The 23,054-nt window shown below is 65.2% G+C and carries 23 protein-coding genes; 17 read left to right on the forward strand and 6 right to left on the reverse strand.

Annotation, left to right across the window (positions count from 1 at the left end):
* Positions 1-50: 50 nt before the first annotated feature.
* The 5 genes from F3J17_RS32895 (at position 51) to F3J17_RS32915 (ending at position 6,352) form a co-directional block, all read left to right on the forward strand.
* Positions 51-1,130: a hypothetical protein gene (locus F3J17_RS32895; protein ID WP_240161244.1), complete on the forward strand. Its 1,080-nt coding sequence runs from the start codon at positions 51-53 to the stop codon at positions 1,128-1,130.
* Between the two features lie 17 nt (positions 1,131-1,147).
* Positions 1,148-2,464 carry an iron uptake transporter deferrochelatase/peroxidase subunit gene (gene efeB, locus F3J17_RS32900; RefSeq protein ID WP_167069523.1) on the forward strand — a complete coding sequence of 439 codons (1,317 nt, stop codon included), beginning with the start codon at positions 1,148-1,150 and terminating at the stop codon, positions 2,462-2,464.
* Positions 2,465-2,535: 71 nt separating this feature from the next.
* A complete protein-coding gene (locus tag F3J17_RS32905; protein ID WP_167069525.1) occupies positions 2,536-3,555 on the forward strand; it encodes an iron ABC transporter substrate-binding protein in 1,020 nt (339 codons plus the stop codon).
* 78 nt (positions 3,556-3,633) lie between these two features.
* Entirely contained in the window at positions 3,634-5,277 is a 1,644-nt protein-coding gene (locus F3J17_RS32910) for an iron ABC transporter permease (protein WP_240161243.1), read from the forward strand.
* A gap of 19 nt (positions 5,278-5,296) precedes the next feature.
* The gene (locus tag F3J17_RS32915; protein ID WP_167069527.1) at positions 5,297-6,352 is read left to right on the forward strand and encodes an ABC transporter ATP-binding protein; all 1,056 of its coding nucleotides are present in this window, start codon (positions 5,297-5,299) and stop codon (positions 6,350-6,352) included.
* Here F3J17_RS32915 and F3J17_RS32920 read toward each other — a convergent pair.
* Positions 6,340-7,209, reverse strand: a complete 870-nt coding sequence (locus F3J17_RS32920; protein WP_167069529.1) for a LysR family transcriptional regulator — start codon at positions 7,207-7,209, stop codon at positions 6,340-6,342. The two genes, F3J17_RS32915 and F3J17_RS32920, sit on opposite strands and share 13 nt — an antisense overlap.
* Before the next feature lie 118 nt (positions 7,210-7,327).
* On the opposite strand from F3J17_RS32920, the gene F3J17_RS32925 reads away from it, so the two are divergent.
* Positions 7,328-8,266, forward strand: a complete 939-nt coding sequence (locus F3J17_RS32925; protein ID WP_167069531.1) for a DMT family transporter — start codon at positions 7,328-7,330, stop codon at positions 8,264-8,266.
* 50 nt (positions 8,267-8,316) lie between these two features.
* Here the strand turns inward: F3J17_RS32925 and F3J17_RS32930 are convergent, their stop codons facing one another.
* A complete protein-coding gene (locus F3J17_RS32930; protein WP_167069533.1) occupies positions 8,317-9,615 on the reverse strand; it encodes an MFS transporter in 1,299 nt (432 codons plus the stop codon).
* A gap of 262 nt (positions 9,616-9,877) precedes the next feature.
* Here F3J17_RS32930 and F3J17_RS32935 point away from each other — a divergent pair, with 262 nt between their 5' ends.
* From F3J17_RS32935 to mdcH, 8 genes are read left to right on the forward strand one after another with little or no spacing between them, the layout of a single operon-like run.
* Positions 9,878-10,741: a GntR family transcriptional regulator gene (locus F3J17_RS32935; protein ID WP_167069535.1), complete on the forward strand. Its 864-nt coding sequence runs from the start codon at positions 9,878-9,880 to the stop codon at positions 10,739-10,741.
* On the forward strand, positions 10,725-12,416 hold the full coding sequence (gene mdcA, locus F3J17_RS32940; RefSeq protein ID WP_167069537.1) for a malonate decarboxylase subunit alpha: 1,692 nt from the start codon (positions 10,725-10,727) through the stop codon (positions 12,414-12,416). The genes F3J17_RS32935 and mdcA overlap by 17 nt, the downstream gene beginning before the upstream one ends.
* Positions 12,417-12,421: 5 nt before the next feature.
* The gene (locus F3J17_RS32945; RefSeq protein ID WP_167069539.1) at positions 12,422-13,363 is read left to right on the forward strand and encodes a triphosphoribosyl-dephospho-CoA synthase; all 942 of its coding nucleotides are present in this window, start codon (positions 12,422-12,424) and stop codon (positions 13,361-13,363) included.
* Positions 13,351-13,653: a malonate decarboxylase subunit delta gene (locus F3J17_RS32950; protein WP_167069541.1), complete on the forward strand. Its 303-nt coding sequence runs from the start codon at positions 13,351-13,353 to the stop codon at positions 13,651-13,653. Before F3J17_RS32945 ends, F3J17_RS32950 begins: the two co-directional genes overlap by 13 nt.
* Entirely contained in the window at positions 13,650-14,522 is an 873-nt protein-coding gene (locus F3J17_RS32955) for a biotin-independent malonate decarboxylase subunit beta (protein WP_167069543.1), read from the forward strand. Before F3J17_RS32950 ends, F3J17_RS32955 begins: the two co-directional genes overlap by 4 nt.
* Positions 14,519-15,334, forward strand: a complete 816-nt coding sequence (mdcE, locus tag F3J17_RS32960) for a biotin-independent malonate decarboxylase subunit gamma (RefSeq protein ID WP_167069545.1) — start codon at positions 14,519-14,521, stop codon at positions 15,332-15,334. The genes F3J17_RS32955 and mdcE overlap by 4 nt, the downstream gene beginning before the upstream one ends.
* On the forward strand, positions 15,334-16,011 hold the full coding sequence (locus F3J17_RS32965) for a malonate decarboxylase holo-ACP synthase (protein ID WP_167069547.1): 678 nt from the start codon (positions 15,334-15,336) through the stop codon (positions 16,009-16,011). The genes mdcE and F3J17_RS32965 overlap by 1 nt, the downstream gene beginning before the upstream one ends.
* Positions 16,008-16,943, forward strand: coding sequence for a malonate decarboxylase subunit epsilon (mdcH, locus tag F3J17_RS32970; protein WP_167069549.1), 936 nt, complete (start codon positions 16,008-16,010; stop codon positions 16,941-16,943). The genes F3J17_RS32965 and mdcH overlap by 4 nt, the downstream gene beginning before the upstream one ends.
* A 117-nt stretch (positions 16,944-17,060) precedes the next feature.
* Here the strand turns inward: mdcH and F3J17_RS32975 are convergent, their stop codons facing one another.
* The gene (locus F3J17_RS32975) at positions 17,061-17,660 is read right to left on the reverse strand and encodes an alpha-ketoglutarate-dependent dioxygenase AlkB (protein WP_167069591.1); all 600 of its coding nucleotides are present in this window, start codon (positions 17,658-17,660) and stop codon (positions 17,061-17,063) included.
* 86 nt (positions 17,661-17,746) lie between these two features.
* Positions 17,747-18,070 (reverse strand): hypothetical protein, encoded by a 324-nt coding sequence (locus F3J17_RS32980; RefSeq protein WP_167069551.1) that lies wholly within the window; start codon positions 18,068-18,070, stop codon positions 17,747-17,749.
* 178 nt (positions 18,071-18,248) lie between these two features.
* On the opposite strand from F3J17_RS32980, the gene F3J17_RS32985 reads away from it, so the two are divergent.
* The 3 genes from F3J17_RS32985 to F3J17_RS32995 all read left to right on the forward strand — a co-directional run bounded on the left by F3J17_RS32985 (position 18,249) and on the right by F3J17_RS32995 (position 20,862).
* Entirely contained in the window at positions 18,249-18,386 is a 138-nt protein-coding gene (locus F3J17_RS32985; RefSeq protein WP_167069553.1) for a hypothetical protein, read from the forward strand.
* Between the two features lie 85 nt (positions 18,387-18,471).
* Positions 18,472-19,629 carry a metallophosphoesterase gene (locus F3J17_RS32990; protein ID WP_167069555.1) on the forward strand — a complete coding sequence of 386 codons (1,158 nt, stop codon included), beginning with the start codon at positions 18,472-18,474 and terminating at the stop codon, positions 19,627-19,629.
* Between the two features lie 126 nt (positions 19,630-19,755).
* Positions 19,756-20,862, forward strand: coding sequence for an AI-2E family transporter (locus F3J17_RS32995; RefSeq protein ID WP_167069557.1), 1,107 nt, complete (start codon positions 19,756-19,758; stop codon positions 20,860-20,862).
* Between the two features lie 24 nt (positions 20,863-20,886).
* Here the strand turns inward: F3J17_RS32995 and F3J17_RS33000 are convergent, their stop codons facing one another.
* Positions 20,887-22,335, reverse strand: coding sequence for a heavy metal sensor histidine kinase (locus F3J17_RS33000; protein ID WP_167069559.1), 1,449 nt, complete (start codon positions 22,333-22,335; stop codon positions 20,887-20,889).
* Positions 22,332-23,021 carry a heavy metal response regulator transcription factor gene (locus F3J17_RS33005; protein ID WP_167069561.1) on the reverse strand — a complete coding sequence of 230 codons (690 nt, stop codon included), beginning with the start codon at positions 23,019-23,021 and terminating at the stop codon, positions 22,332-22,334. The genes F3J17_RS33000 and F3J17_RS33005 overlap by 4 nt, the downstream gene beginning before the upstream one ends.
* Positions 23,022-23,054: the final 33 nt, after the last annotated feature.

Consider the following 23,054-nt stretch of genomic DNA (forward strand, 5'->3'; position numbering starts at 1 on the left):
TGTGCTCGGCTCACGCCACCCGCGCGGCGCTCGCGCTCTCCGCTGCCGCCATGCTCGGCGCGCCGCTCGCGGCTCATGCCGATCCGCAAGGTCTGCTCGAAACCGTCCACCATCACACCACGCTCATCAACACGGTGCCCGATAACGGCGACCAGAACCCGTACGCGATCTTCGTCGCGCCGGTGAGCGCGGGCAGCATCAAGCAGGGCGACGTGCTGGTCGACAACTTCAACAACGCCGCCAACCTGCAAGGCACCGGCAGCACCATCGTCGACTATCACCCTGATACGAAGCAGATGACGCTGTTCGCGACGATCCCGCGCGACCTCAAGGAATGCCCCGGCGGCGTGGGCCTGTCCACGGCGATGACGATGCTGAAGTCGGGCTGGGTGATCGTCGGCAGCACGCCCAGCAATGACGGCACGACCGGCACCAAGGGCGCGGGCTGCATGATCGTGCTCGACAGCGGCGGCAAGATTGCGAAGGTCATCAGCAGTCCGAACATCAACGATCCGTGGGGCAACATGGCGGTGGTCGATAACGGCGACCACGCTACGCTGTTCGTGAGCAACGCCGGCTTCGGCGTGGGCAGCGCGGACGGCGAACCACCCGTCTTCAAGCAGGCCACGGTGCTGCGCATGGATCTGGACATCCCGAGCGGCCAGGCGCCGGTCGTGAAGAGCGAAACGGTGGTGGCGAGCGGCTTCGGCGCGCAGGCGGACAAGGGCGTGTTCCTCGTCGGCCCGACTGGCCTCGCGCTCTCTGCCGATAACAAGCTGCTGTACGTGTCCGATGCGATCGGCAACCGCATCAACGTGATCGAAGACCCGCTCACGCGCGACACGAGCGCGGGCGTGGGCCGCCAACTCACCGCCGACGGCCTGCTGCATCGACCGCTGGCGATGATTCTCACGCCTCAGGGCCACCTGCTGGTGACGAACGCGCTGAACGGCCAGGTCGTGGAAATCGACCCGGTCGCGGCGAAGCAACTGTACGCACGCTGGATCGATACCGACAAGGCGCAGTCGCCCCCGGGCAACGGCGACCTGTTCGGCATCGCACTGACTCCGGCTGGCGACGGTTTTTACTACGTGCAAGACGACGTCAATACCCTGGTGTTGGCGAAATAAAGCTGGCGAAATCAATCATGTCCTCCGATGATTCCCAAGACCGGCCGCGGCAACCCGCGCGGCGCGGTTTCCTGAAGGCGGGCGGCGCGGCCGTCGCGGCGAGCGCTACGCTCGGCGCGACGCTCACGCAATCGCAGGCGGCGCAAGCCGCCGAAGCGAAGCACCGCATGGCGGCAGCGGACCCGTTCGCTGCCGTCGAACCGTTTTATGCGCCGCATCAAGGCGGCATCGTCACGCCGCAGCAGGCCCATACCTATGTGGCCGCGTTCGACCTGACGACCACCTCGCGCGACGACGTCATCAAGCTGCTGCGTCAGTGGACCGACTCGGCCGCGCGCATGACGCAAGGCCAGAGCGCGGTCGCGCTCGAAGGCGTGAGCGACGGACAACCCGCGCCCGATTCGGGCGACGTGCTGGGCCTCGGGCCCGCGGGCCTGACGGTGACGTTCGGCTTCGGCCCGGGCCTCTTCATGTCCGAAGGCAAAGACCGTTACGGCATCGCGCACAAGCGCCCTGCTGCGCTCGTCGATCTGCCGCGCTTTAACGGCGACCAGTTGATCCCCGAGAAAACCGGCGGCGATCTCTACGTGCAGGCCTGTGCGAACGACGCGCAAGTGGCCTTCCACGCGGTGCGCCAGCTCTCGCGTCAGGGCTACGGCATGCTGCGCATGCGCTGGGGCCAGGCGGGCTTTCTGTCCGGTCCGCGCGGTCAGACGCCGCGCAACCTGATGGGCTTCAAGGACGGCACCAACAATCCGCCGACCAGCGACGCCGCCGCGATGAAGGAATTCGTCTGGGCCACCTCCGCCGATACGCCGTGGATGCAGGGCGGCACGTACACGGTCGTGCGCCGCATCCGCATCACGCTCGAACACTGGGACCAGATGGAACTGGGCTTCCAGGAGCAGGTGTTCGGCCGCCACAAATACAGCGGCGCGCCCATCGGCAAGGAAAAAGAGTTCGACACGGTCGATCTCAACGCCGAGGACAAGGACGGCAATCCGCAGATTCCCGACAACTCGCACGTGCGTCTGTCGAATCGCGCATCGAATAATGGCGCGCAGATCCTGCGCCGCTCGTATTCGTACAACGACAGCACGAACTTCTATATCGAGCGCTGGCCGCCATGGCGTCAGGAAACCGAATATGACGCGGGCCTCATCTTTATCGCCCACCAGGCCGACCCGCGCACGGGCTTCATTCCGATCAACGAGAAGCTCGCGAAGTTCGACATGATGAACCAGTTCACCACCCACGTAGGCAGCGCGGTTTTCGCGTGCCCGCCGGGTGCGAAGCCGGGTTCGTACATTGGCGCAGAACTGTTCGAGGCCTGAAAAACAGGCCCATTTCGAAGATATTGAAGCTTTTGACACACGCAATCGACAAGAACGGATAACGACCGATCATGAAAACAACATTCCTTGGCGCGCGTCTGCGCGCCGCCGCTCTCGCGCTGGCTGTCGCCGGCCTCGCGCCGCTGGGCGCGCACGCCGCATCGATCACGCTCTATAACGCCCAGCACGAGCAGGTCGTGAACCAGCTTGCGAAGGACTTCGAACAACAGACCGGCATCGACGTGAAGATCCGCAGCGGCGAAGGCCCGGCACTGGCCGCTCAGCTCGTGGCCGAAGGCGAGAAGACGCCCGCCGACGTGTACTTCACCGAAAACTCGCCGGAACTGATGCTGCTCGAAGAAAAGGGCCTGCTTGCGCCGGTGCAGAAAAGCACGCTGGGCGTGGTGGCCGATCGCTACAACTCGCCGGCTGGCCAGTGGGTCGGCGTGACCGCGCGTGAAAACGTGCTCGCCTACAACACCACCAAGGTGCAGGCCGCGCAACTGCCGCAATCGATCTTCGATCTGGCGAAGCCGGAGTGGAAGGGCAAAGTGGGCATCGCGCCGAGCGACGCCGACTTCCTGCCGCTGGTCGACGCCGTGCTGGCCTCCAAGGGCGAAGCCGCCACGCTCGCCTGGCTCAAGGGCCTGAAAACCAATTCGCAGGTGTTCGACGACGACGAAGGCGTGGTCGCCGCCGTGAACCGCGGCGCGGTGGCCACGGGCATCATCAACAACTACTACTGGGACCGCCTGCACGCCGAAATCGGCGACAAGCAGACGCGCAGCGCCGTGGCGCACTTCGCCGATGGCGACGTGGGCGCACTCGTGAACGTTTCGGGCGCGGCAATCCTGAAGAACGCACACAACCAGGATGGCGCGCAGAAGTTCCTCGCCTACCTCGTGAGCGAGCGCGCGCAGAAACTCATGGCGCAAGGCCACATCAGCTTCGAGTATCCGCTGCGTCCGGGCGTGGCAGGCGATCCGATCAACAAGCCGTTCGATCAACTGAAGCCGCCCGCGCTGACGATCCAGCAACTCGGCGACGACAGCCAGGCCGCACGTCTGCTGCGTCAAGCCGGTCTGCTCTGATCGCATTCTAGATTCACAAGGATGTCTGAATAAATTGTGAGTGAAGCTGTTTCACCGGCACCTCCCCTGCCGGACACTTTGGAAGGCCAGGACGGCGTAACGGGCAAGCCCGTGCGCCGGCGGGCGCCGCGTGCCTTGTTGCTGGCCGCGGCGCTCGGCCCGTTACTGGTCCTGTTGCCGCTCGCGCTGACGTTCTGGCGCGCGCTTTCGTATGGGCAGGATTCCGGTTTCGCCGATGCCGCCGACCTGATCTTCCGGCCGTTGGTGGGCGAACTGCTCGTCAATACGCTCGAAATCACGTTGAGTGCGACGCTGGCTTCCGCTGTGCTCGGCACAGCCTGCGCGTGGTTCGTCGAACGCACCGATGTGCCCGGCCGACGCGCCTGGGCGCTGCTCGCCGCCGCGCCGCTGGCGATGCCCGCGTTCGTCACGAGTTACGCGTGGGTCTCGCTGAGCCTCGATTTGCAGGACTTTCTGGGCGCGCTGATCGTCATCACGACCGCGTATTTCCCGCTCGTCTATCTGCCCGTGGCCGCCGCGCTGCGTGGGCTCGATCCCGCGCTGGAAGAAACCGCGCGTGCGCTGGGCTGCAATCGCTGGACCACCTTCGTGCGCGTAGTGCTGCCGCAACTGCGCCCTGCCCTGCTCGGCTCGATGCTGCTGGTGGCGCTGGGCGTGCTGTCCGAATTCGGCGCTTTCACGCTGCTGCGCTTTCGCACCTTTACCACCGAGATTTACGCCGAATACCGCACGAGTTTCGATGGCGGTGGCGCGTCGCTGCTCGCCTGCGTGCTGATTCTGCTGTGTCTCGTGTGTCTTGTTTTCGAATTCCGTGTGCGCGGCAGCGCGCGCTATGAACGCGTCGATCGCGGCACGCGCCGCGCGAGCGTGCGTCATGCGCTCGGCCGCTGGCGCTGGCCGGTTGCACTGGGTTTCGTCGCGCTCAATATCGGCACACTGGGCGTGCCGCTCGGCATGATCGGCTACTGGCTCACGCAGCCGGGCGCAGCCGCCATCACGCCCGCCGATGTCTCGGCCGAATTGCTGGTCTCGACCACCTTCGCCTCGCTGCGTCTGGGCCTGATTGCCGCGGTGGTCACGACGCTGCTGGCGCTGCCGCTCGCGTATCTGCTCGCGCGTTTTCCAGGCCGCGCGGCCACGTTCCTCGAACGCACTACCTTTATCGCCCAGGGCGTGCCGGGTCTCGTGATTGCGCTGGCCATCGTGTCGCTCGCGGTGCGCGCGCTGGAGCCGCTTTATCAGGGCACCACGCTACTGATCGCGGCCTACGCGATCCTGTTCCTGCCGCTCGCGCTGGTGAGCGTGCGCGCGGCGCTGTTGCAGGCGCAGCAGCGCCTGGAAGAAACATCTCGCGCGCTTGGGCTGGGCTGGTTCGCCACGCTGCGGCGCGTCGTGCTGCCGCTCGCGGGACCGGGGCTGGGCGCAGCGGCGTCAATGGTCTTCATCTCCGTCGTCACCGAACTCAACGCCACGCTGCTGCTCTCGCCTATCGGCACGCACACGCTCGCCACCCAGGTCTGGTCCGATACCTCGACGCTCGCCTTTGCTGCGGCCGCGCCCTATGCGGCGCTGCTCACGGCGCTCTCGCTCGCGGCCTCCGGCCTGCTGTTCGCGTTTGCGGGCAAGTCGGCGCTTGCGGCGCACGCGTCCGCGCCCTTGCCCGCGCAACCGGCTGACGCGCCGCCGGGCGACGCAGTCTGATCGACGTTATCAAGTTTCTATGAGCACACTTCGCATTTCCGGCGTCTCCAAGTCCTTCGACGGCCATCCCGTGCTGCACGACGTCCATCTCACGGTGAAGTCGGGCGCGCTGGTCGCCCTGCTCGGCCCGTCGGGCAGCGGCAAGACCACGCTGCTGCGCCTGCTATGCGGTTTCGAGCGCGCCGATGCGGGCACGATCGAAATCGGCGGACGGCGCGTGGCGGGCGATGGGCTGCATCTGCCTGCCGAGCAACGCCAGATTGGTTATGTGCCGCAGGAAGGCGCGCTGTTTCCGCATCTCACGGTGGCGGAAAACATCGTGTTCGGTCTGCCGCGCGCGCAGCGTCGCGCGGGTCATCGCGTGGCCGAATTGCTCGAACTCGTGGGGCTGCCGCAGTCGTATGCGAGCCGCGCGCCGCAACAACTGTCGGGCGGCCAGCAGCAGCGCGTGGCATTGGCGCGCGCGCTGGCGCCCTCGCCGGGTCTGGTGATGCTGGACGAGCCGTTTTCATCGCTCGACGCCGCGCTGCGTCTGGAGACGCGCGAAGCCGTTGCACGTGCGTTGGCGGCAGCGGGCGCGACCGCTGTGCTGGTCACGCACGATCAAGCGGAAGCGCTCTCGCTCGGCCATGAAGTGGCGGTGCTGTGGCGCGGACGCCTGGTGCAGACGGCCGCGCCGCAGACGCTTTATCGTCGCCCTGTGACGCGCGAACTGGCCGCGTTTGTCGGCGAAGCGGTGTTGCTGCCTGGCCGCGTGACGGCGGGTCGCGCGCATTGCGCGCTCGGCGAATTGCCGCTCGCAGAAGGCGCACGGCCCGCGGATGGCGACGTCGACGTGATGCTGCGCCCCGAGCAGATCGATGTTCTGACTCACGGCGCGCAAGGACTCGAAGCCCTCGTGCGCGATGTCACCTTCCAGGGCCAGGACGCCGCGCTCACGCTCGAACTCGCGAATATGCCGACATCGACGACGCCTATGACGATCCGCGCCCGTGTGCCCGGTTATCGCACGCCGCGCGCGGGCGAGCGCGTGCACATCGCAGTGGGCGGCGAAGTCAACGTTTATCCGCGCTGACGCTTGATCGAGAGATCCTGCATCATCTGTTCTACGAAGTAATCGCAGGTGGGCCGGTTCGATTTCACGCTGCGCGCAACCACGATATCGAGCGGTTCGATCTTCGGAAGACCGTGCGCCTCGCCCAGCATCTCGAAGCGAGGCGGCACGCTGCAACGCGTGAGCGCCACCACCGCGATTCCCGCCTCCACCGTCGCCATCAGACCCATCAGGCTCGCGCTGCTATACGCGGCGCGATAGCGGATGCGCGCCGCATCGAGCGCCGCCACCGTATGCGCGCGCGCCACGCTACCGTGCTCGTACAGCCCCACCGGTAGCGGCGACATCGCCAGCGGCGCGGGATCGTCGGGCGAGCCGACCCACACCATGTCCTCGCTGCGCACGAATTCGCCGCGTATCTTGCGGTCGCGCGTGACGAAGGCCACATCGATCTTGTTGTCCGCCAGCATCGGCCCGAGCGCCACGCTCTGCGCGCAGACGATCTCGATCTCCACATGCGGATAAAGCGTCGAAAAGCGTCGCAGCACTGGCGAGAGCAGTGCGGCCATGTAGTCGTCCGGCGCTCCCAGCACCACACGCCCCGTCACCTCGGGCCGCACCAGCGCCGACCACGCCTCCTCCTGCAGATCGAGCGCGCGCCGCGCATATTCGAGCAGCGTATTGCCGGGCCGCGTGAGCGCCAGATTGCGCGTATCGCGCGCAAACAACGTGGTGCCCAGCATCTGCTCCAGCCGCTTGATCTGCATGCTCACCGCCGCCTGCGAGCGATGCACGGTCACAGCGGCCCGGGTGAAACTGCCCGCATCCGCCACCGCGGCGAAGGTGCGCAACAGATCGAGATCGAACTCAGGATTCATGATTCATCAGCTGCATTCATCAGCTGCATTGATGGAATTCTTCAATTTAATTCGTTTGCCGATACCCCGCAACTGACGAATACTGGGGCTGTTTTCAACCTGCTTTCCGCTTATCGCCATGCAGCCCGATCTCCAGTACAGCCGTCGACACGGCGTCGCCATGCTCGCGGGCGGCGGCCTGCTGATGGGCACCATCGGCGTGTTCGTCGAAGAGGCGCATCTGGGCGCGCTCACGCTGGTGTTTTTCCGCTGCCTGTTCGGCATGCTCGCGCTTGCAGCGTATTGCGCGTGGCGCGGCTGGCTCGCGCCACGGCAGCTCGCGCAGCAGTTCACGCGCCGCACGTTCGCGCTGGCCTTTATTTCGGGCCTGCTGATGGTCACGCAATGGGTCGGCTTTTTCGATTCGATCCATCGCACCAGCATTGCAGTGGCGACAGTCGTGTTTCATGTACAGCCGTTCTGGGTCGTGCTGATCGGCGCGGCGCTCTTTCATGAGCGACTGGGCGCGGACCGGCTGGTCTGGATCGCCATTGCGTTCGTGGGTCTCGTGCTGGCCTCGGGCGTGCTATCGGAAAGCCATGTGACCGATCATGCGCGCTATCTGATCGGCCTCGCCGAAGCGCTGGGCGGATCGGTGCTGTATGCGAGCGTCACGCTGATCGCCAAGAGCCTGCACGATTTTCGTCCGCATCTGCTCACGCTCACGCAATGCGCGGTGGGCGCGATATGTCTGCCGCTGATCGCGCCTTTCGTCGCGCCGCTGGAACTTGCGCATATTGCGCCGGTGCAATGGGGCTGGTTGATCGGCATGGGCGTGCTGCATACGGGGCTCTCGTATGTGCTGATCTACGGCGCGTTGCCGAAACTCACGACGCCCGTAATCGCCGTCCTGCTGTTCGTTTATCCGCTTACAGCGATTGCCGTCGATGCCATCGTTTATGGCCGCGCGCTGAGCGTGCCGCAATGCGCGGGCATGGTGCTGATCGTCGCCGCGAGTCTGGGCGTGAATCTGGGCTGGCGTTTGCTGCCGCCTGGCCTTGCACTCAAGCGGCGATAAAAAAGGCGCGTGCAACGCACGCGCCTTTCAAAGCGGCATGACCTCGACGATCAAGCCGGCAGCTTTTCGCCGCGCGTTTCCGGCGCGAACGGAATGATCAGCAGGCCGATCACAAACGCAATCGCCGTGAGCGCGACCGGCACACCCAGCGTGTGCATATGCAACACGGCAGCGCCCAGCAGGAAGTTCACGCCCGCGCCCACGAAGCGCCCAAACGACGTGCAGAACGCAAACGCCGTGGCCCGCACGCGCGTTTCGAACTGCTCCGGCAGCCACAGACTGAACAGCGCGAAATTCCCGCCGAAGAAGCCCAGCACGAACAGCAGCGCGATAAACGGCACCAGCCCGTTCTGCAGGTAATAGGCCCAGCCAAAGCTCGCGGCAATCGTCACCGCCATACCCGCGAAATAGACCGCAAGCGTCCAGCGCCGGCCGATGCGCTCGGCCATCGGCGGCAGCGCGAGGCAACCGAAGATCGTGCCGATCGAGAGAATGCCGGTGGCAATCGACGCCGTGCGGATTGCTTCGGCTTTATTCGCCCCCGCGCGCGTCGCCAGTTGAATCACCGCCGACGGCTCGTACACCGCGCCCGCCCACAAGCCGATAATCGCAATCGTCAGCAGCGCGCAAGCCACGACCGTACGCTTGCGATAAGCACTGCCGAAGATCTCGCGAAGCGGGCTGCCGCGATGTACATGGCTCGCTTCCGACTTCTTCCACGTCGTCGGTTCTTCAACGCGCGTGAGCACCAGAATCGCCACCACGACGGGAACTGCGCCCGTCAGGAACATCGCGCGCCAGCCGAAGTGCACGCCCACCGTGTAGTTGAGCGCTGCCGCGATAAAGAAGCCCGCGTAGTAGCCCGTCTGCAGATAGCCCGCGCCCATCTTGCGACGGTCCTCGGGCCACGATTCCGCCACGTAGGTGCCCGCCAGCGCCCATTCGCCGCCAATCCCCACGCCCGCCAGAAAGCGATAAAAGCCCAGCGCCCACACGCTTTGCGCGGTCGCTGATAGCCCCGTGAAAATCGCGAACATGAAGATGGTGCCCGCCAGCACGCGTGTGCGGCCGAAGCGGTCGGCCATCGGCCCCCAGATGAACGACAGCCCCCAGCCCACCAGGAACAGCGCGAACAGGATCGACCCCGCCAGCCCGACGTTCGACGCAGTGGCCGCGTAACCCGACTTGGGCAGCAACTCGGTGAGTGCGGGCGTGAGCACGAGCGCGTAGATGAACGAGTCCATCCCGTCGAGCGTCCAGCCAGCCCATGCGCCCCAGAAACCGGCGATCTGTGAACGGTTCAGCGGCGTCTTCTGCGCTCGTCGCGCCGACCCGGTAATCGAATTCATGATGCTTGTCTCCTCCGTGGGGCGGCGCTGTGCCTGGGCACTTTGGCCGATCCCGTGCAACGTGGTTGCTTGATCGCTCGCCTCGCGTCCGACGGACGCCGCGCAGCGTGGAATGCGCGCCGATCCACGAGCTGCATGATCTGCACGCTGCGGAAGCTCGCTGTAAGGCACTTGCGAGCGTCCTGTTGTCTATCCCGTCTATGCTGGGTTGCGGGTTTGCGAGACTTCCAATGTCACCGTTTTATATATAATATTCGATGTCATGAGTAACGCAACGAATGGTTTTCCCCTGGATGGCGCCCAGGCGTCGACCTCGCGAACGGCATTGCTGGGCGTGGCGGCGCCGCTTGCGCCGCCGATCAGCACCTCGCACGTGATCGCGGACGCGCTGCGCACCGCCATCGTCGAGGGCACGCTCGCGCCCGGCGCACCGCTGCGCCAGGACGCCATTGCGCGGCATTTTTCGGTCAGTGCAATTCCTGTGCGCGAAGCGCTGCGCCAACTGGCCAGCGAAGGCTGGGCGCGCATCGAACTGAATAAAGGCGCGAGCGTCGCGCCGCTCTCGCGCGACGAAGCACGCGAGATCTATGAAATCCGCTCGGCGCTGGAAAGTCTCGCGCTGGGTCTCGCCATTCCCAATCACACTGACGAAACATTGCGCGAAGTCAGCGCGCTGGCCGCGTCCGGCTTGCACGAAACCGATCCGTCGCTGTACGTGGAGCGCAACGAGGCCTTCCATATGAGCCTCTACGCGCCTGCCGGACGTCCGCAACTGATGGAGATGCTGAGCACGCTGCATCGGCGTGGCGAGCGCTATCTGCGCCTCAAATTCGGCTTTCCCGCCTATAAGGGCGAGTCGGATGCCGAACACGTCGAAATCCTCGCCGCCGTCCAGCGCCGCGATATACCCACCGCCCAGGCGCTCGTGGCCGAGCATTTGCTTGGGACGGGCGAACTGATCTACCGTTTCCTGACCGAGCGCGAGGCGGCGCAACCCGCGCACAAAAAGCGGCGTGCGGGCCAGTCCACGCGCGCCGCCGCTTCGTCAGCTTCCCCCGCTGGTGATCCCGCCTCTCCCGCAACACCCCGTTCCCGGAGCCGAACTCCCGATGAAGCCTCAAGCTGAAACGCCCTCCACGGCGAATGCGGCCACCGCCGCGCCGCGTTCGTGGACCACGCGCCGCGACGAGAAGAACCGCCGCCTCGCCTCCGTCGCCCACTGGCTGGAAGACGGCATATTGCCCGCCGCGCGCATGACTGAAGCGCTCGAACTGCTGATCCGCCCGGGTGACCGCGTCGCGCTGGAAGGCGACAACCAGAAGCAGGCCGATTTCCTCTCGCGCTCGCTCGCCAAAGCCGATCCCGCGAAGCTCAACAACGTCCACCTGCTCATTTCGACGATCAATCGTCCCGAGCATCTGACGCTGTTCGAGCGCGGCATCGCACATCGCGTGGATTTTTCGTTCGCGGGTCCGCAGAGCCTGCGCGTAGCGCAACTGCTCGAGGACGGCAAGCTCGAAGTGGGCGCGATCCACACCTATGTGGAGTTGTACGCGCGCATGTTCGTCGATCTGATTCCGCAGGTCGCGCTCCTGTGCGCCGAAAAAGCCGACCGTCACGGCAATCTCTACACCGGCCCGAACACCGAGGACACGCCCACGATTGCCGAAGCCGCTGCGTTCAGTCAGGGCATCGTCATCGTTCAGGTCAACGAAATTGTCGATGAACTGCCGCGTGTGGATATTCCCGGTTCGTGGGTCGACGTGGTCGTGCAGGCCGATCGTCCTTTCGCAGTGGAGCCGCTGTTTACGCGCGATCCACGACATATCGGCGACTTGCAGGTGCTCACGGCGATGATGACCATCAAGGGCATTTACGCGCCGTACAACATCACCTCGCTCAATCACGGCATTGGTTTCGACACCGCCGCCATCGAACTGCTGCTGCCCACGTATGGCGAATCGCTCGGGCTGCGCGGCAAGATCTGTCGCAACTGGACGCTCAATCCGCATCCCACGCTGATTCCCGCCATCGAATCGGGCTGGGTCGAAAGCGTGCACTGCTTCGGCAGCGAAGTGGGCATGGAAAACTATATTGCCGCGCGCCCCGATGTGTTTTTCACGGGCAATGACGGCAGCCTGCGCTCGAATCGCGTGCTGTGTCAGCTTGCGGGCCAGTATGGCGTCGATCTCTTCATCGGCTCGACGCTGCAGATCGATGCCGATGCGAATTCGTCCACCGTCACGCGCGGGCGTCTGGCCGGTTTTGGCGGCGCGCCGAACATGGGTCACGATCCGCGCGGACGCCGTCATGCGAGCGAAGCGTGGCTGAAGCTGCTGCGCAAGTCCGATCCGCAATCGCCGATCGCGCGCGGCCAGAAGCTCGTCGTGCAACTGGTGGAGACGTGGAAGAAAGGCGGCGAGCCGACTTTCGTCGATGAACTCGACGCCATCGCCGTGGGCGAAAAGAGCGGCATGCCAGTCGCGCCCGTGATGATCTACGGTGACGACGTGAGCCACGTGGTGACCGAGGAAGGCATCGCGCACCTGCACCGCGCGGAAGGCATCGACGAACGTCGCGCGGCGCTTGCGGCCGTGGCGGGCGTGACGCCCATCGGCCTGCGCGCGAAAGCGGATAAGACCGCTGAATTGCGCCGTCGCGGCATCGTGCAATTCCCCGAGGATCTCGACATCCGCCGCGGCGACGCCAAGCGCTCGCAGCTCGCGGCGCGCAGCATCGACGATCTGGTCACGTGGTCGGGCGGACTCTATACGCCGCCCGCGCGCTTCCGTAGCTGGTAAGCGTCATGCAGACTTTTTTGCTGGATACGCCCGCCCACCGCGACGCGCCGCATTACGCGCGCGAGGCGGCAACTGGCCCCGAAGCGCTGCTGGCACGCTTCGCGCGCGACGCGCTAATCGAAGAGGCGCGTCTCACGCCCAAGCCCGCGCTGGTGGATGCGCGCGGCAGCGGCGCGCATGTCGATCTCGATCTCGCGACCATGCTGCGCTCGGCGCACGCGCTCGAACCCACGTTTGAAGCGCTCGCACGCGCCTCGCGCGGCGCGACGCCCTGTAGCGCGCTGCGCACCGATCTCGCCCGCATCGGCCGGGCGGGCGAAGCGGCGATGATGCGCGCCACGGGCGGCAGCAATGCGCATCGCGGCGCGATCTGGATCGTTGGCTTGCTGGTTGCCGGCGCAACGATCACGCACACGCCCGCCGATGACTCAAGCGCGTTGGCACACGCCCATGCGATCGCCGAAACGGCCGCGCAGATCGCGCGCTTCGACGACCGGCTGGCGACGGCCGCCGCGCCCAGCAACGGCGAGCGCGTGCGGGCGCGCTACAACGTGGGCGGCGCGCGGCACGAAGCGCAGAGCGGCTTCCCCCATGTAATCCGCGTCGGGCTGCCCGCATTGCACGCGGCCCGTGCGCACGGTCATGACGAAGCCACCGCGCGCGTCGATACGTTGCTCGCCATCATGGCCTCCCTCGACGATACCTGTGTGCTGCATCGCGCAGGACTTGCGGGCCACGAGGCCGCAAAAAGCGGCGCGCAAGGCGTGCGCGACGCGGGCGGCATCGCCACGCGCGCGGGCCGCGAAGCCTTCGACGCGCTCGAACGCACGCTGCTCGCCCTCAACGCATCGCCAGGCGGCGCGGCCGATCTGCTCGCCGCGACGCTCTTCATCGACAGACTGCTTCAGCACCGCATTGGCGGAAGGACGCTTTCATGGAACAACTGACATTCGACTATCCGGCGCAGCGCGCCGTGACGACGCGTGCCCACGTGGGCGTGGTGGGTTCGGGCGATCTCGAAGTGCTGCTGCAACCCGCCGCCGACATGCAGGCGCGCGTGGTCGTGCATACGAGCGTGGACGGCTACAGCCATATCTGGAAGAGCGTGCTGGACCGCTTTTTCACGCGCTACGACGGCGCGGCGCTCATCGAGATCAACGACTTCGGCGCAACGCCTGGCGTGGTGGCCTTGCGGCTTGCCGAGGCCGTTGAAGCGACAGAGGGAGAGCCGTCATGAGCGCACTTCCCACCGCGGCGCTCCTGCGCGAAAGCTTTATCGAATTGAGCGCGCGTGAGCGCGCCGCTGCCCTGCTCGACAAAGGCAGCTTCCGCGAGTTGCTCGGGCCGTTCGACCGCATCGAATCGCCATGGCTGCCCTTGCAGGGCATCGTCTGCCAGGCCGACGACGGCGCGGTCATCGCGCGCGGCACCATCGACGGCGAACCCGCCGTGGTGTGCGCAATTGAATCGGCATTCCAGGGCGGCAGTATCGGCGAAGTGTCGGGCAGCAAGATCGCCGCGGCGCTCGAACTCGCGCTCGCCGACTGCGAGCGCGGCAAGATCGTGCGCCCTGTCGTGCTGTTCGAAACCGGCGGCGTACGCCTGCAGGAAGCGAATCTCGGCCTCGCCGTGATCTCGGAGATTCAATCGGCCATCGTCGCCCTGCGCCGTTACGTACCCGTGGTTGGCGTGATCGCGGGCATGGTGGGCTGCTTCGGCGGCATGTCCCTCGCGGCGGCGCTGTGCTCGTATCTCGTGATGACGAAGCAGGGACGCCTGGGCATGAATGGCCCCGAGGTGATCGAGCAGGAAGCGGGCATTGAGGAACTCGATTCGAGCGACCGTCGCCGCGTCTGGCAACTGATCGGCGGCGAACAACGCGCGCGCACCGGTTTCGCCGATGCGCTCGTCGACGACGCCGTGGATGACGTGCGCGCCGCCGTGCAGGCCGCGTTCGCGCAAGGCCTGCCCGCCGCGCATCGCAGCGAGCGCTTCGAGGCGACGCTCGCAAAGCTTGCGCAGATCGATCCGGCGAGCGTCACGCCCGAAACGATGCGCGAGGTGTTCGCTGCGTCGCCGCTGAATTTCCCCGGAGAAAAGGCATGAACGATACGACGATTAGCCGGGGTGCGAAGTGGCTGCGCGCGCTTGCGGGCAACCAGGTGCAAGGCGCTTGCGTGCAATACGCCGATGCGACGCTCGACGGCGAGACCGCGCGCTTCATCGCAGTCGTGCCCGATGCGGACAACCGCTTTCCTCGCGCGCGCGACAACGTGGTCGGTCTCGAACAGGGCTGGCGCCTGGCCGAAGCCGTGCGTACCGCCATCGCCGAAGACGAAGCCAGCGGCAAGCGCCGCCCGATCATCGCCGTGGTCGATGTGAAGAGCCAGGCGTACGGCTTTCGCGAGGAAATGCTGGGCATTCATCTGGCCTGCGCGGCCGGTGTCGATGCGTATGCGAGCGCGCGGCTTGCGGGTCATCCCGTGGTCGCGTTGATCGTCGGCCCGGCGATGTCGGGCGCGTTTCTCGCGCACGGCTATCAGGCCAATCGCATCGTCGCGCTGGACGCGCCGGGCACGATGGTGCACGCGATGGGCAAGGAAGCGGCGGCGCGCGTGACGCGTCGCAGCGTTGACGATCTCGATGCGCTGGGCGAAAAGATCGTGCCGATGTCGTACACGATGGCCTCGTTCGCGAAGCTCGGTCTGCTCGACGAGCTGATTCACGGCGTCGATGCGGATGCGCCCAGCGATGCGCAGATCGACCAGGTGCGCGACGTTCTCGCGCAGAAAGTGCGCGAGGCGCGCGGCGACGCAAGCGGTCTCTCGCATCGTCTGCAAGGCGAAGCGGCGCAGCGTACGCGCGCGGCGTCGATCGAGGTGCGCAAGCGTCTTGCACAGCAGTGGGATGCGGCCTGATGCGCGTGTGCGCCGCCCCGCCGTTTGCCGTCGACGCACCGCGCGTGCGTGAATCGCGGTGGCGCGCGCACGATCTGCTGCGGCTGGCGCGGCTCGCGCCGGTGGACGACGAGCCGTCGTGGGTGCGCGAGGCGTTCGCGCACGCGCCCTTCGCGGTGGTCCGGCGCGCCGAAGCGGCGGCGGGATTCGTTGCGGCGGGCGTGCGCGGCGCAACACGCGCGCAGCGCTTCGGCACATGGATCAACGTTCAGGATATCGAATCGTCCAGCTCTCCTGAATCGCTGCTTGCCTTGGAGCCGTTGGCTGAGCGCGCTTCGTTCGCGGCCTTTGTGGCACTTGCGGCCTTGCGCGAAAGCCACGCTATCCTGAACACCTTCGCGTGGGGGCCCACGGGCAGCGCGGGTTTCGAACTCGCCACGCGCGTGCCCACGATCAGCGCGTCCAGCGATCTGGACTTGCTGATCCGCATGCCCGAGCGCTGCGATCGCGCGACGATACAGGCGCTTTTTGAAGCGCTCGCGCAGGCCGCTCAACACGCCGGCACACGCGTCGACGCGCAGATCGAAACCCCTTCAGGCGGCGTCGCGCTCGCTGAACTCGCGGCGGGCAAGGCGCGCGTGCTGGTGCGCGCGAGCGACGGTGCGCGCCTTGTCGGCGATCCCTGGCAGCCGTCATGACACTCGCTTGCCTCTTTCCCGGCCAGGGCGCGCAAAGCCCCGGCTTTTTGCATCGACTGCCCGAGCATGAGGTCGTGCGCGCGACGCTCGATGAAGCCTCGGCGGTGCTCGGCAGCGATGTGCTCGCACTCGATAGCGTCCAGGCGTTGCAATCGACGGTTGCCGTGCAGATTGGCCTCGTCGTCGCGGGTGTGGCTCATGCGCGCGCGCTAGCACATGCGGGGTTGGTGCCGCAGTTCAGCGCGGGGCTGTCGGTGGGCGCGTATCCCGCAGCCGTGTGCTGCGGCGCGCTCGCCTTTAACGACGCGCTGCGCATGGTGAGCAAGCGCGCCGAACTGATGGAAACCGCGTGGCCGTCGGGCTATGGCTTGACGGCGGTGTCGGGCTTGAGCGAAACGCAGATCGAAACGCTTGCGGCGACGTGCGCTCAGGAAGGCGGCGAACACGTTTATGTCGCCAACGTCAACGCGCCACGCCAGATCGTCGTGGCAGGCTCGGACACGGCGCTCGACGCCTTCGCCGCGCGTGCCCTCGCCGCCGGTGCGCGCAAGGCACAGCGCCTGGCGGTTTCCGTTCCTTCGCATTGCGAATTATTAGCCGATGCCGCCGAACAGCTCGTGGCGTGGTCGCGCGATATCCCCTTCCGTTTGCCCGAAGGCGCATACATCGACAATCGAGGCGGGCGGCCGCTTTATAGCGGCGACGCCATTCGCGCGGATCTGGCCACCAATATGCGTTACACGGTGCGCTGGTTCGATGCGCTCACCGTCATGGTCGAATCGGGCGCAACGGTGCTGGTGGAAACGCCGCCGGGTCAGGTGCTGACCGATATCGCGCGGGAGCACTATCCAGAGTTAACGGCGCTGAGCACGTCGACTTTGCCGCTCGACCGTTTGGTGGCGACAGTCAAGCGACGGCTGGGCGACGATTGACGTGCCAAAGCGCTAAATTTCGAATTGGATTTTTATGCGCATAAAGTCAGATATGTGACATCACGGCATCGCGCCGCGCATCGTCCTGCAACTTGACGCGATCGCCAGTCAAACCACCTACTTCTTACGCAATTCCGGCATCACTACCCGAAACGTAAGATTGACGCGCTCGCCGCTGATCGTGGGTTCTTTCGGCACCCGATGCCGCCATTGCGCCTGCGTCTGACCGCGCATCACCAGCAGGCTGCCGCCCGAAAGCGCAAACGAGCGCGTCACGCCACTCGCGGTATGGCGCAGATCGAAGCGCCGCGTTGCGCCCAGGCTCAGGGAGGCGATGACCGGTTCGGGGCCAAGTTCGGGTTCGTGGTCGGCGTGCCAGCCCATGCTGTCCGTGCCGCCGCGATAGCGGTTGAGCAAAACGCTGTTGAATCGCACCTTGCACAGCGACGCGATCGCGTCGCGCAATTCAGCCACCGCCGGCGTCCACGGCTGCGGCACATTGCGAATACCCGAATAGATATAGATCGCGCCGGGATCGCCCTGCCAGGCCGTCAGGCGCGGCTGGTCGACCCAGCCGCCCGGCGTGCGGATACGCTCCTGCTTCCACTCGGTTTCAGCCACGATGCGCGCGAGGTAATCGGCTGCCGCGGCGGCGTCGAGCCACGCGGGATGCCAGTCGACATCGGGCTGCGGAGTGTCGTCGAAGAGGTCGAACATCGGGGACGCTTGCATGAAGCCTGCAGCGAAAAGCCAAAGCGTCAGTGTCGCACGCCCGCACGTTGCGTAGCGGCGCGCTTCACTCGTCAGGTCATGAGCGCGATGTAGAACACCACTGCGCCGATCAGCGCGCCTACGAAGCAGAACCCCTCGGGCGCGTCGTCGGTGGTGCGCGAACGCAGCCAGCCGCCCGCCACGCCGAACAACCCCGCGATGCCTAGCGCGACAAACACCATCACGATATCGAATAGCGCGCTACGGCCAATTTCGAGGATATCGAACTGCTTGACGGCGTAATACAGCGCGATCGCCATGATCGACAGCACGACGAGCGGCAGCATAACGTGACTGCCCTCATGCCCTACGTGACGACCATGAAGCCCTTGTCCCGCCGGTCTGGTATTTTTCATGACCCGTCTCCCCCAGAGCGCCCGAAACCGCACGGGCCTCGATTCGAGCATAGTCCACAGATTGCGTGGGTTCAATGAACGTTTAATTGCGCGCATTGCTCACGGGAAAATAGTGCTGCGCGTCCCACATTTTGGCAATCCAGGGTTATGCCGCAGTGCCACACCCACCGCGTACGGCATGCTGCAAGGCTCGCGCAAGGCCCCTGCAAGCTGGCTCGGCGCGCAATGCCGCGCTGCGCAAAACACGCTGCCCGCCACCACGCTGACCACTTCGGCGCGTCGCTCGCCTGCTGACGGCACGAAGTCTGCTCTGTAGCTAGAATGCATCGTGACTCGCGCGCCGCTTGTGCGACGCTCGCCCCCCTCCTCCGCTGTCTTCGTCCATCGTTCCCGCGCCCGCCATGCCCCGACTTTCGTTTCTGGTCCGCTTCGTCTCCATCGGTGTGCTGCTGCATATCTATGTGGGCTTCCGGCTCATTCCCGATCTGCCCGTGCCCGCTGCCGGCAAATGGCTCGCGGCGCTCTGGCTCGTGATGTCGGTACTGGTGATTCCGCCGGGTCTGCTCGCGCGCCGCTTCGAGCGTCAGCCGTTGGGCGACCGCCTTGCGTGGATCGGCATGCTGGCGATGGGCTTCTTTTCGTCGCTGCTGATGCTGACGATCCTGCGCGACCTCGTGCTGGCTTCGCTCATGACGGTCGAATCGCTCTGGCCGGGCATTGTGAGTCTGGCGCATTGGCGCATCGCCAGCGCGGCACTGGTCGTTGTGCTCGCATTCTGTTCGAGCGGCATCGGCTTTTTCAATGCGCGGCGACGCGCGCCCGTACGCAACGTCGAAGTGCCGATCCGCAATCTGCCCGCCGCGCTCGACGGCTTCACGATCGTGCAATTGAGCGACATTCACGTCGGGCCGACCATCAAGCACGATTACGTCGAAGCGATCGTGCGCGCCGTGAATCAGCTGGACGCCGATGTGGTGGCCATCACCGGCGATGTGGTGGACGGCAGCGTGCAGCATCTGTCGAATCACACCGCGCCGCTCGGGCAGCTTGCCGCGCAGCATGGCGTGTATCTGGTCACCGGCAATCATGAATACTATTCGGGCGCCGATGCCTGGATCGCCGAGTTTCGCCGTATCGGCCTGACCGTGCTGATGAATCAGCATGTGGTGATCGAGCACGACGGCGCGCGTCTGGTGCTCGCCGGTGTGACCGATTACACGGCGGGCCATTTCGACCCCTCGCATCGCAGCGATCCGCAAGGCGCGCTGCGTGGCGCCCCCGACGATGTCGACACGCGCGTGCTGCTCGCCCATCAGCCGCGCACCGCCCACGCCGCCGCCGATGCGGGCTACACGCTGCAACTATCGGGTCACACGCACGGCGGGCAGATTTTCCCGTGGAATTTCATGGTGCGGCTGCAACAGCCGTTCACGGCGGGGCTCGAAAAACTCGGCAGTCTGTGGGTCTACACGAGCCGCGGCACGGGTTATTGGGGGCCGCCGAAGCGCCTGGGCGCGCCTTCGGAAATCACGCGCGTACGGCTTGTCGGTGCACATTGAGTCGCACCGCATTCTCGTTGCTCACGCATCGAATTCGCCCCGCCGACGCCTTCGCCTGGCGGCATGCGTAAAGCCGCTATCATGTTCTGACTAGTCCTTGCCCGGAACCACAGGAATCCATCGCTCATGGACGGCAACAAGTCACTTCATCAAACCGCCTTTTATCTACTGCTTTTCGTTGTTTCCATTGCGCTGTGCTTCGTGCTTGCACCGTTTTTCAGCACCGTGCTGTGGGGCGCGATACTCGCGCTGATCTTCCAGCCCGTGCAGCGGCGCCTCGTTGCACGCCTGGGGCGGCGACGCAATCTGGCTGCCCTCATCACGCTCGCGATCTGTCTGGTGATCGTGATCTTTCCGCTCACGCTGGTGGCGGGCACGCTGATCCAGCAAGTGGGCTATGCGTATGCACAGGTGCGTGCGGGAAGCCTCGATTTCGGCGCGTTTTTCAGCCAGATCGTGCATGCGCTGCCGCAGTCGATCCAGAACGTTCTCGCGCGTTACGACCTGATGGATTTGCCCGGCCTTCAGCAGCGTCTCTCGGCGGGCGCGGCGCAGATCAGCCAGTTCGTCGCCACGCGCGCGCTCAGTCTCGGCCAGAATACCGTGCAGTTCGTGGTGAGCTTCTGCGTGATGCTCTATCTGTTCTTCTTTCTCGTGCGCGACGGCCGCGAAATCTCGCATCTGATCCGCGATGCCATTCCGCTCGACGAGTCGCATAAGCAACACCTGATCCGCAAATTCACCACGGTGATCCGCGCGACGGTCAAGGGCAATGTGGTGGTGGCGGTCGTGCAGGGGACGCTGGGCGGCATCGCGCTGTGGGTGGTCGGCATCCAGGGCGCGCTGCTGTGGGGCTTCGTGATGATGCTGCTTTCGCTGCTGCCGGCCGTCGGCGCGGCGCTCGTCTGGCTGCCGGTGGCGATCTACTTCATTTCGACGGGCGTGCTGGTGAAGGGCATCGGGCTCGCGTTATTCGGCACGCTCGTGATCGGTACGGTCGATAACGTGTTGCGACCCGTGCTGGTCGGCAAAGATACGCGTCTGCCCGACTGGGTCGTGCTGATCTCTACGCTTGGCGGCATTTCGCTTCTCGGCATCAACGGCTTCGTGATCGGGCCGCTGATTGCCGCGCTCTTTATCAGTTGCTGGGATCTGCTGCGGCGCGACCAGCATAGTCAGATCAACCAGAGCGACGCCGTCGCCGCGACCGATCCGGACGATGATCCGGTCTGACGCGGCGCGCGGCTTTGAGAGCGCTTATGAGGAGACGTGCATCGGCACGCCAGCCCGTCCCTGACGCGGCGGTTCTGGCACGACCGGCGCGCTCGCACCAGGCGACGGACCTCCCTGCGCGGAGACTGAAAAACCGAATGTATTGATACCGTTTGCACTCCGCACGAATACCGTGCCACCGTGCATTTCTGCGACGGCCTTGACGATCGATAGTCCCAGACCGTGATTCTCGTGGCTATTCGAGCGTGCTTCCTGAATGCGGTAAAAGCGGTCGAAGATATGTTCGCGCACATCCGGATCGAGCGGCTCACCGGGATTCGACACCGCAATCTCCACATGCCCGTCCTGCGGCGCGATGGTGGCCTGCAGAAGCGTGCCCGGCGACGAATGCTGGATCGCGTTCACAAACAGATTGCTCACCGCGCGGCCAATCAGCGAAGTATTGACCCACGCGCGCGCATCGCCCTGCACTTCGACGCGCAGTTGTGCTTCTTCCAGCGGCATATCGAGGAACTCCAGCATGCGCTCGACTTCGCAGCGCAGCGAGACTTCCGCGAGTTCGGTCGCACGTTCACCGCGATCGCTGCGCGAGAGGAACAGCATGTCGTTGACGATTACGCGCAATCGTTCGAATTCCTCAAGATTCGACTGCAGCGTCTGTTGCAACTGTTCGACGGATCGGTCGCGCGTGAGCGCCACTTGAGTCTGCCCGATCAGGATGCTCACGGGCGTGCGCAATTCATGCGCGACGTCGGCGTTGAACGATTCGAGCCGTTCGTAGGCTTTATCCAGACGTTCCAGTGCGCCATTGAACGACGTCGCCAGTTCGTGCAGTTCTTCGGGCAATTCACCCGAATGCAGACGTTGACGCCGGTTCGACGGGCTCAATTGCGCCGCTTCGCGCGAAAGCCGCGTGAGCGGTGCGAGGCCAAAGCGCGTGACGGCGCGGCTCAGCAGCGCCACGGCAATCGTGGACAGCGCAATCAGCACGCCCAGCGCGATACCGAAGCGCCGCAGCATGCTTTCGGTACGCACGCAGTCGCTCGACACCGTGAGTTTGACTTCGGGGCGGTCGCCGCTAGCCGGTACGACGATGCTCGTGACGATCACGTCGTAATTGCAGCCCGGCGGGCGCACGAGTTGATGATTCGGGCCAACGTCGCCGGTGACCTTGCCCGCAACGGGCGCGCCAAAGCGAAAACGTGGATCGGGGCCATCCACGTAGTAATGCATGCGGCTATCGGCAGGCGAGAGATCGCGCAGTTTTTCCTGCACGAAGGCCCACTTTTTCACATCGGGCGCGTGCGAGACGATCAGGCTCGCGATGCGCGCGCGCGTATCGAGCGTCTCGCGCAACTCGTTGAAAAGCTGTCCCTGCATCAGCAGAAAGAGGCCCGTGCCCGTAAGCGTGAACACGACGAGCGACACCGCTGCGAACATCGCGGAAAGCCGCAGCGAGATCGAGCGTTTCATGACAGCGTGCCCCCTTCTTCGCGCACTTCGAGCACATAGCCCATGCCGCGGATCGTGTGCAGCAGCTTCGCCGCATGCGGCCCGTCGAGTTTCGCGCGCAGGCGCTTGATGGCGGTTTCCACCACGTTGGCGTTGCTTTCGAAGTTCACGTCCCAGACCAGTTCGGTGATGAGCGTCTTCGACAAAATCTCGCCGCGCCGCCGCGCCAGCACGGAAAGCAATTGAAACTCCTTCGCCGTGAGATCGAGACGCACGCCGTCACGCGTCGCGCGGCGGCTGATCAGATCGACCTGCAGATCGCCCACGGAAATCAGCGTCGATTCCTGGGCGCGCGCGCGGCGCGTCAGCGCGCGCAACCGCTCGACCAGTTCGAGGAACGAGAACGGCTTGGTGAGGTAGTCGTCGGCGCCATCGCGCAGGCCATGCACGCGATCATCCACGCGGTCGCGCGCGGTCAGCATGATGACGGGCGTTTCCTTTTTTGCCCGCACCGCGCGCAGCACGCCGAAGCCGTCGAGCTTCGGCAGCATCACGTCGAGCACGATCACGTCGAAATCGTATTCCGTGGCCATCCACGCGCCCTCTTCGCCGTCCATCGCCACATCGACGATCCAGCCTTGTTCGCTCAAGCCGCTGCGCAAATAGTCCACGACTTTGCGTTCGTCTTCGATCACCAGTACTTTCATGCTTGCCCTCCACTTCGCGCGCGGCATCAAAGG

Origin of the sequence: Burkholderia sp. Ax-1719 (genome assembly GCF_011753055.1) — a bacterium.
GTDB lineage: Bacteria > Pseudomonadota > Gammaproteobacteria > Burkholderiales > Burkholderiaceae > Paraburkholderia.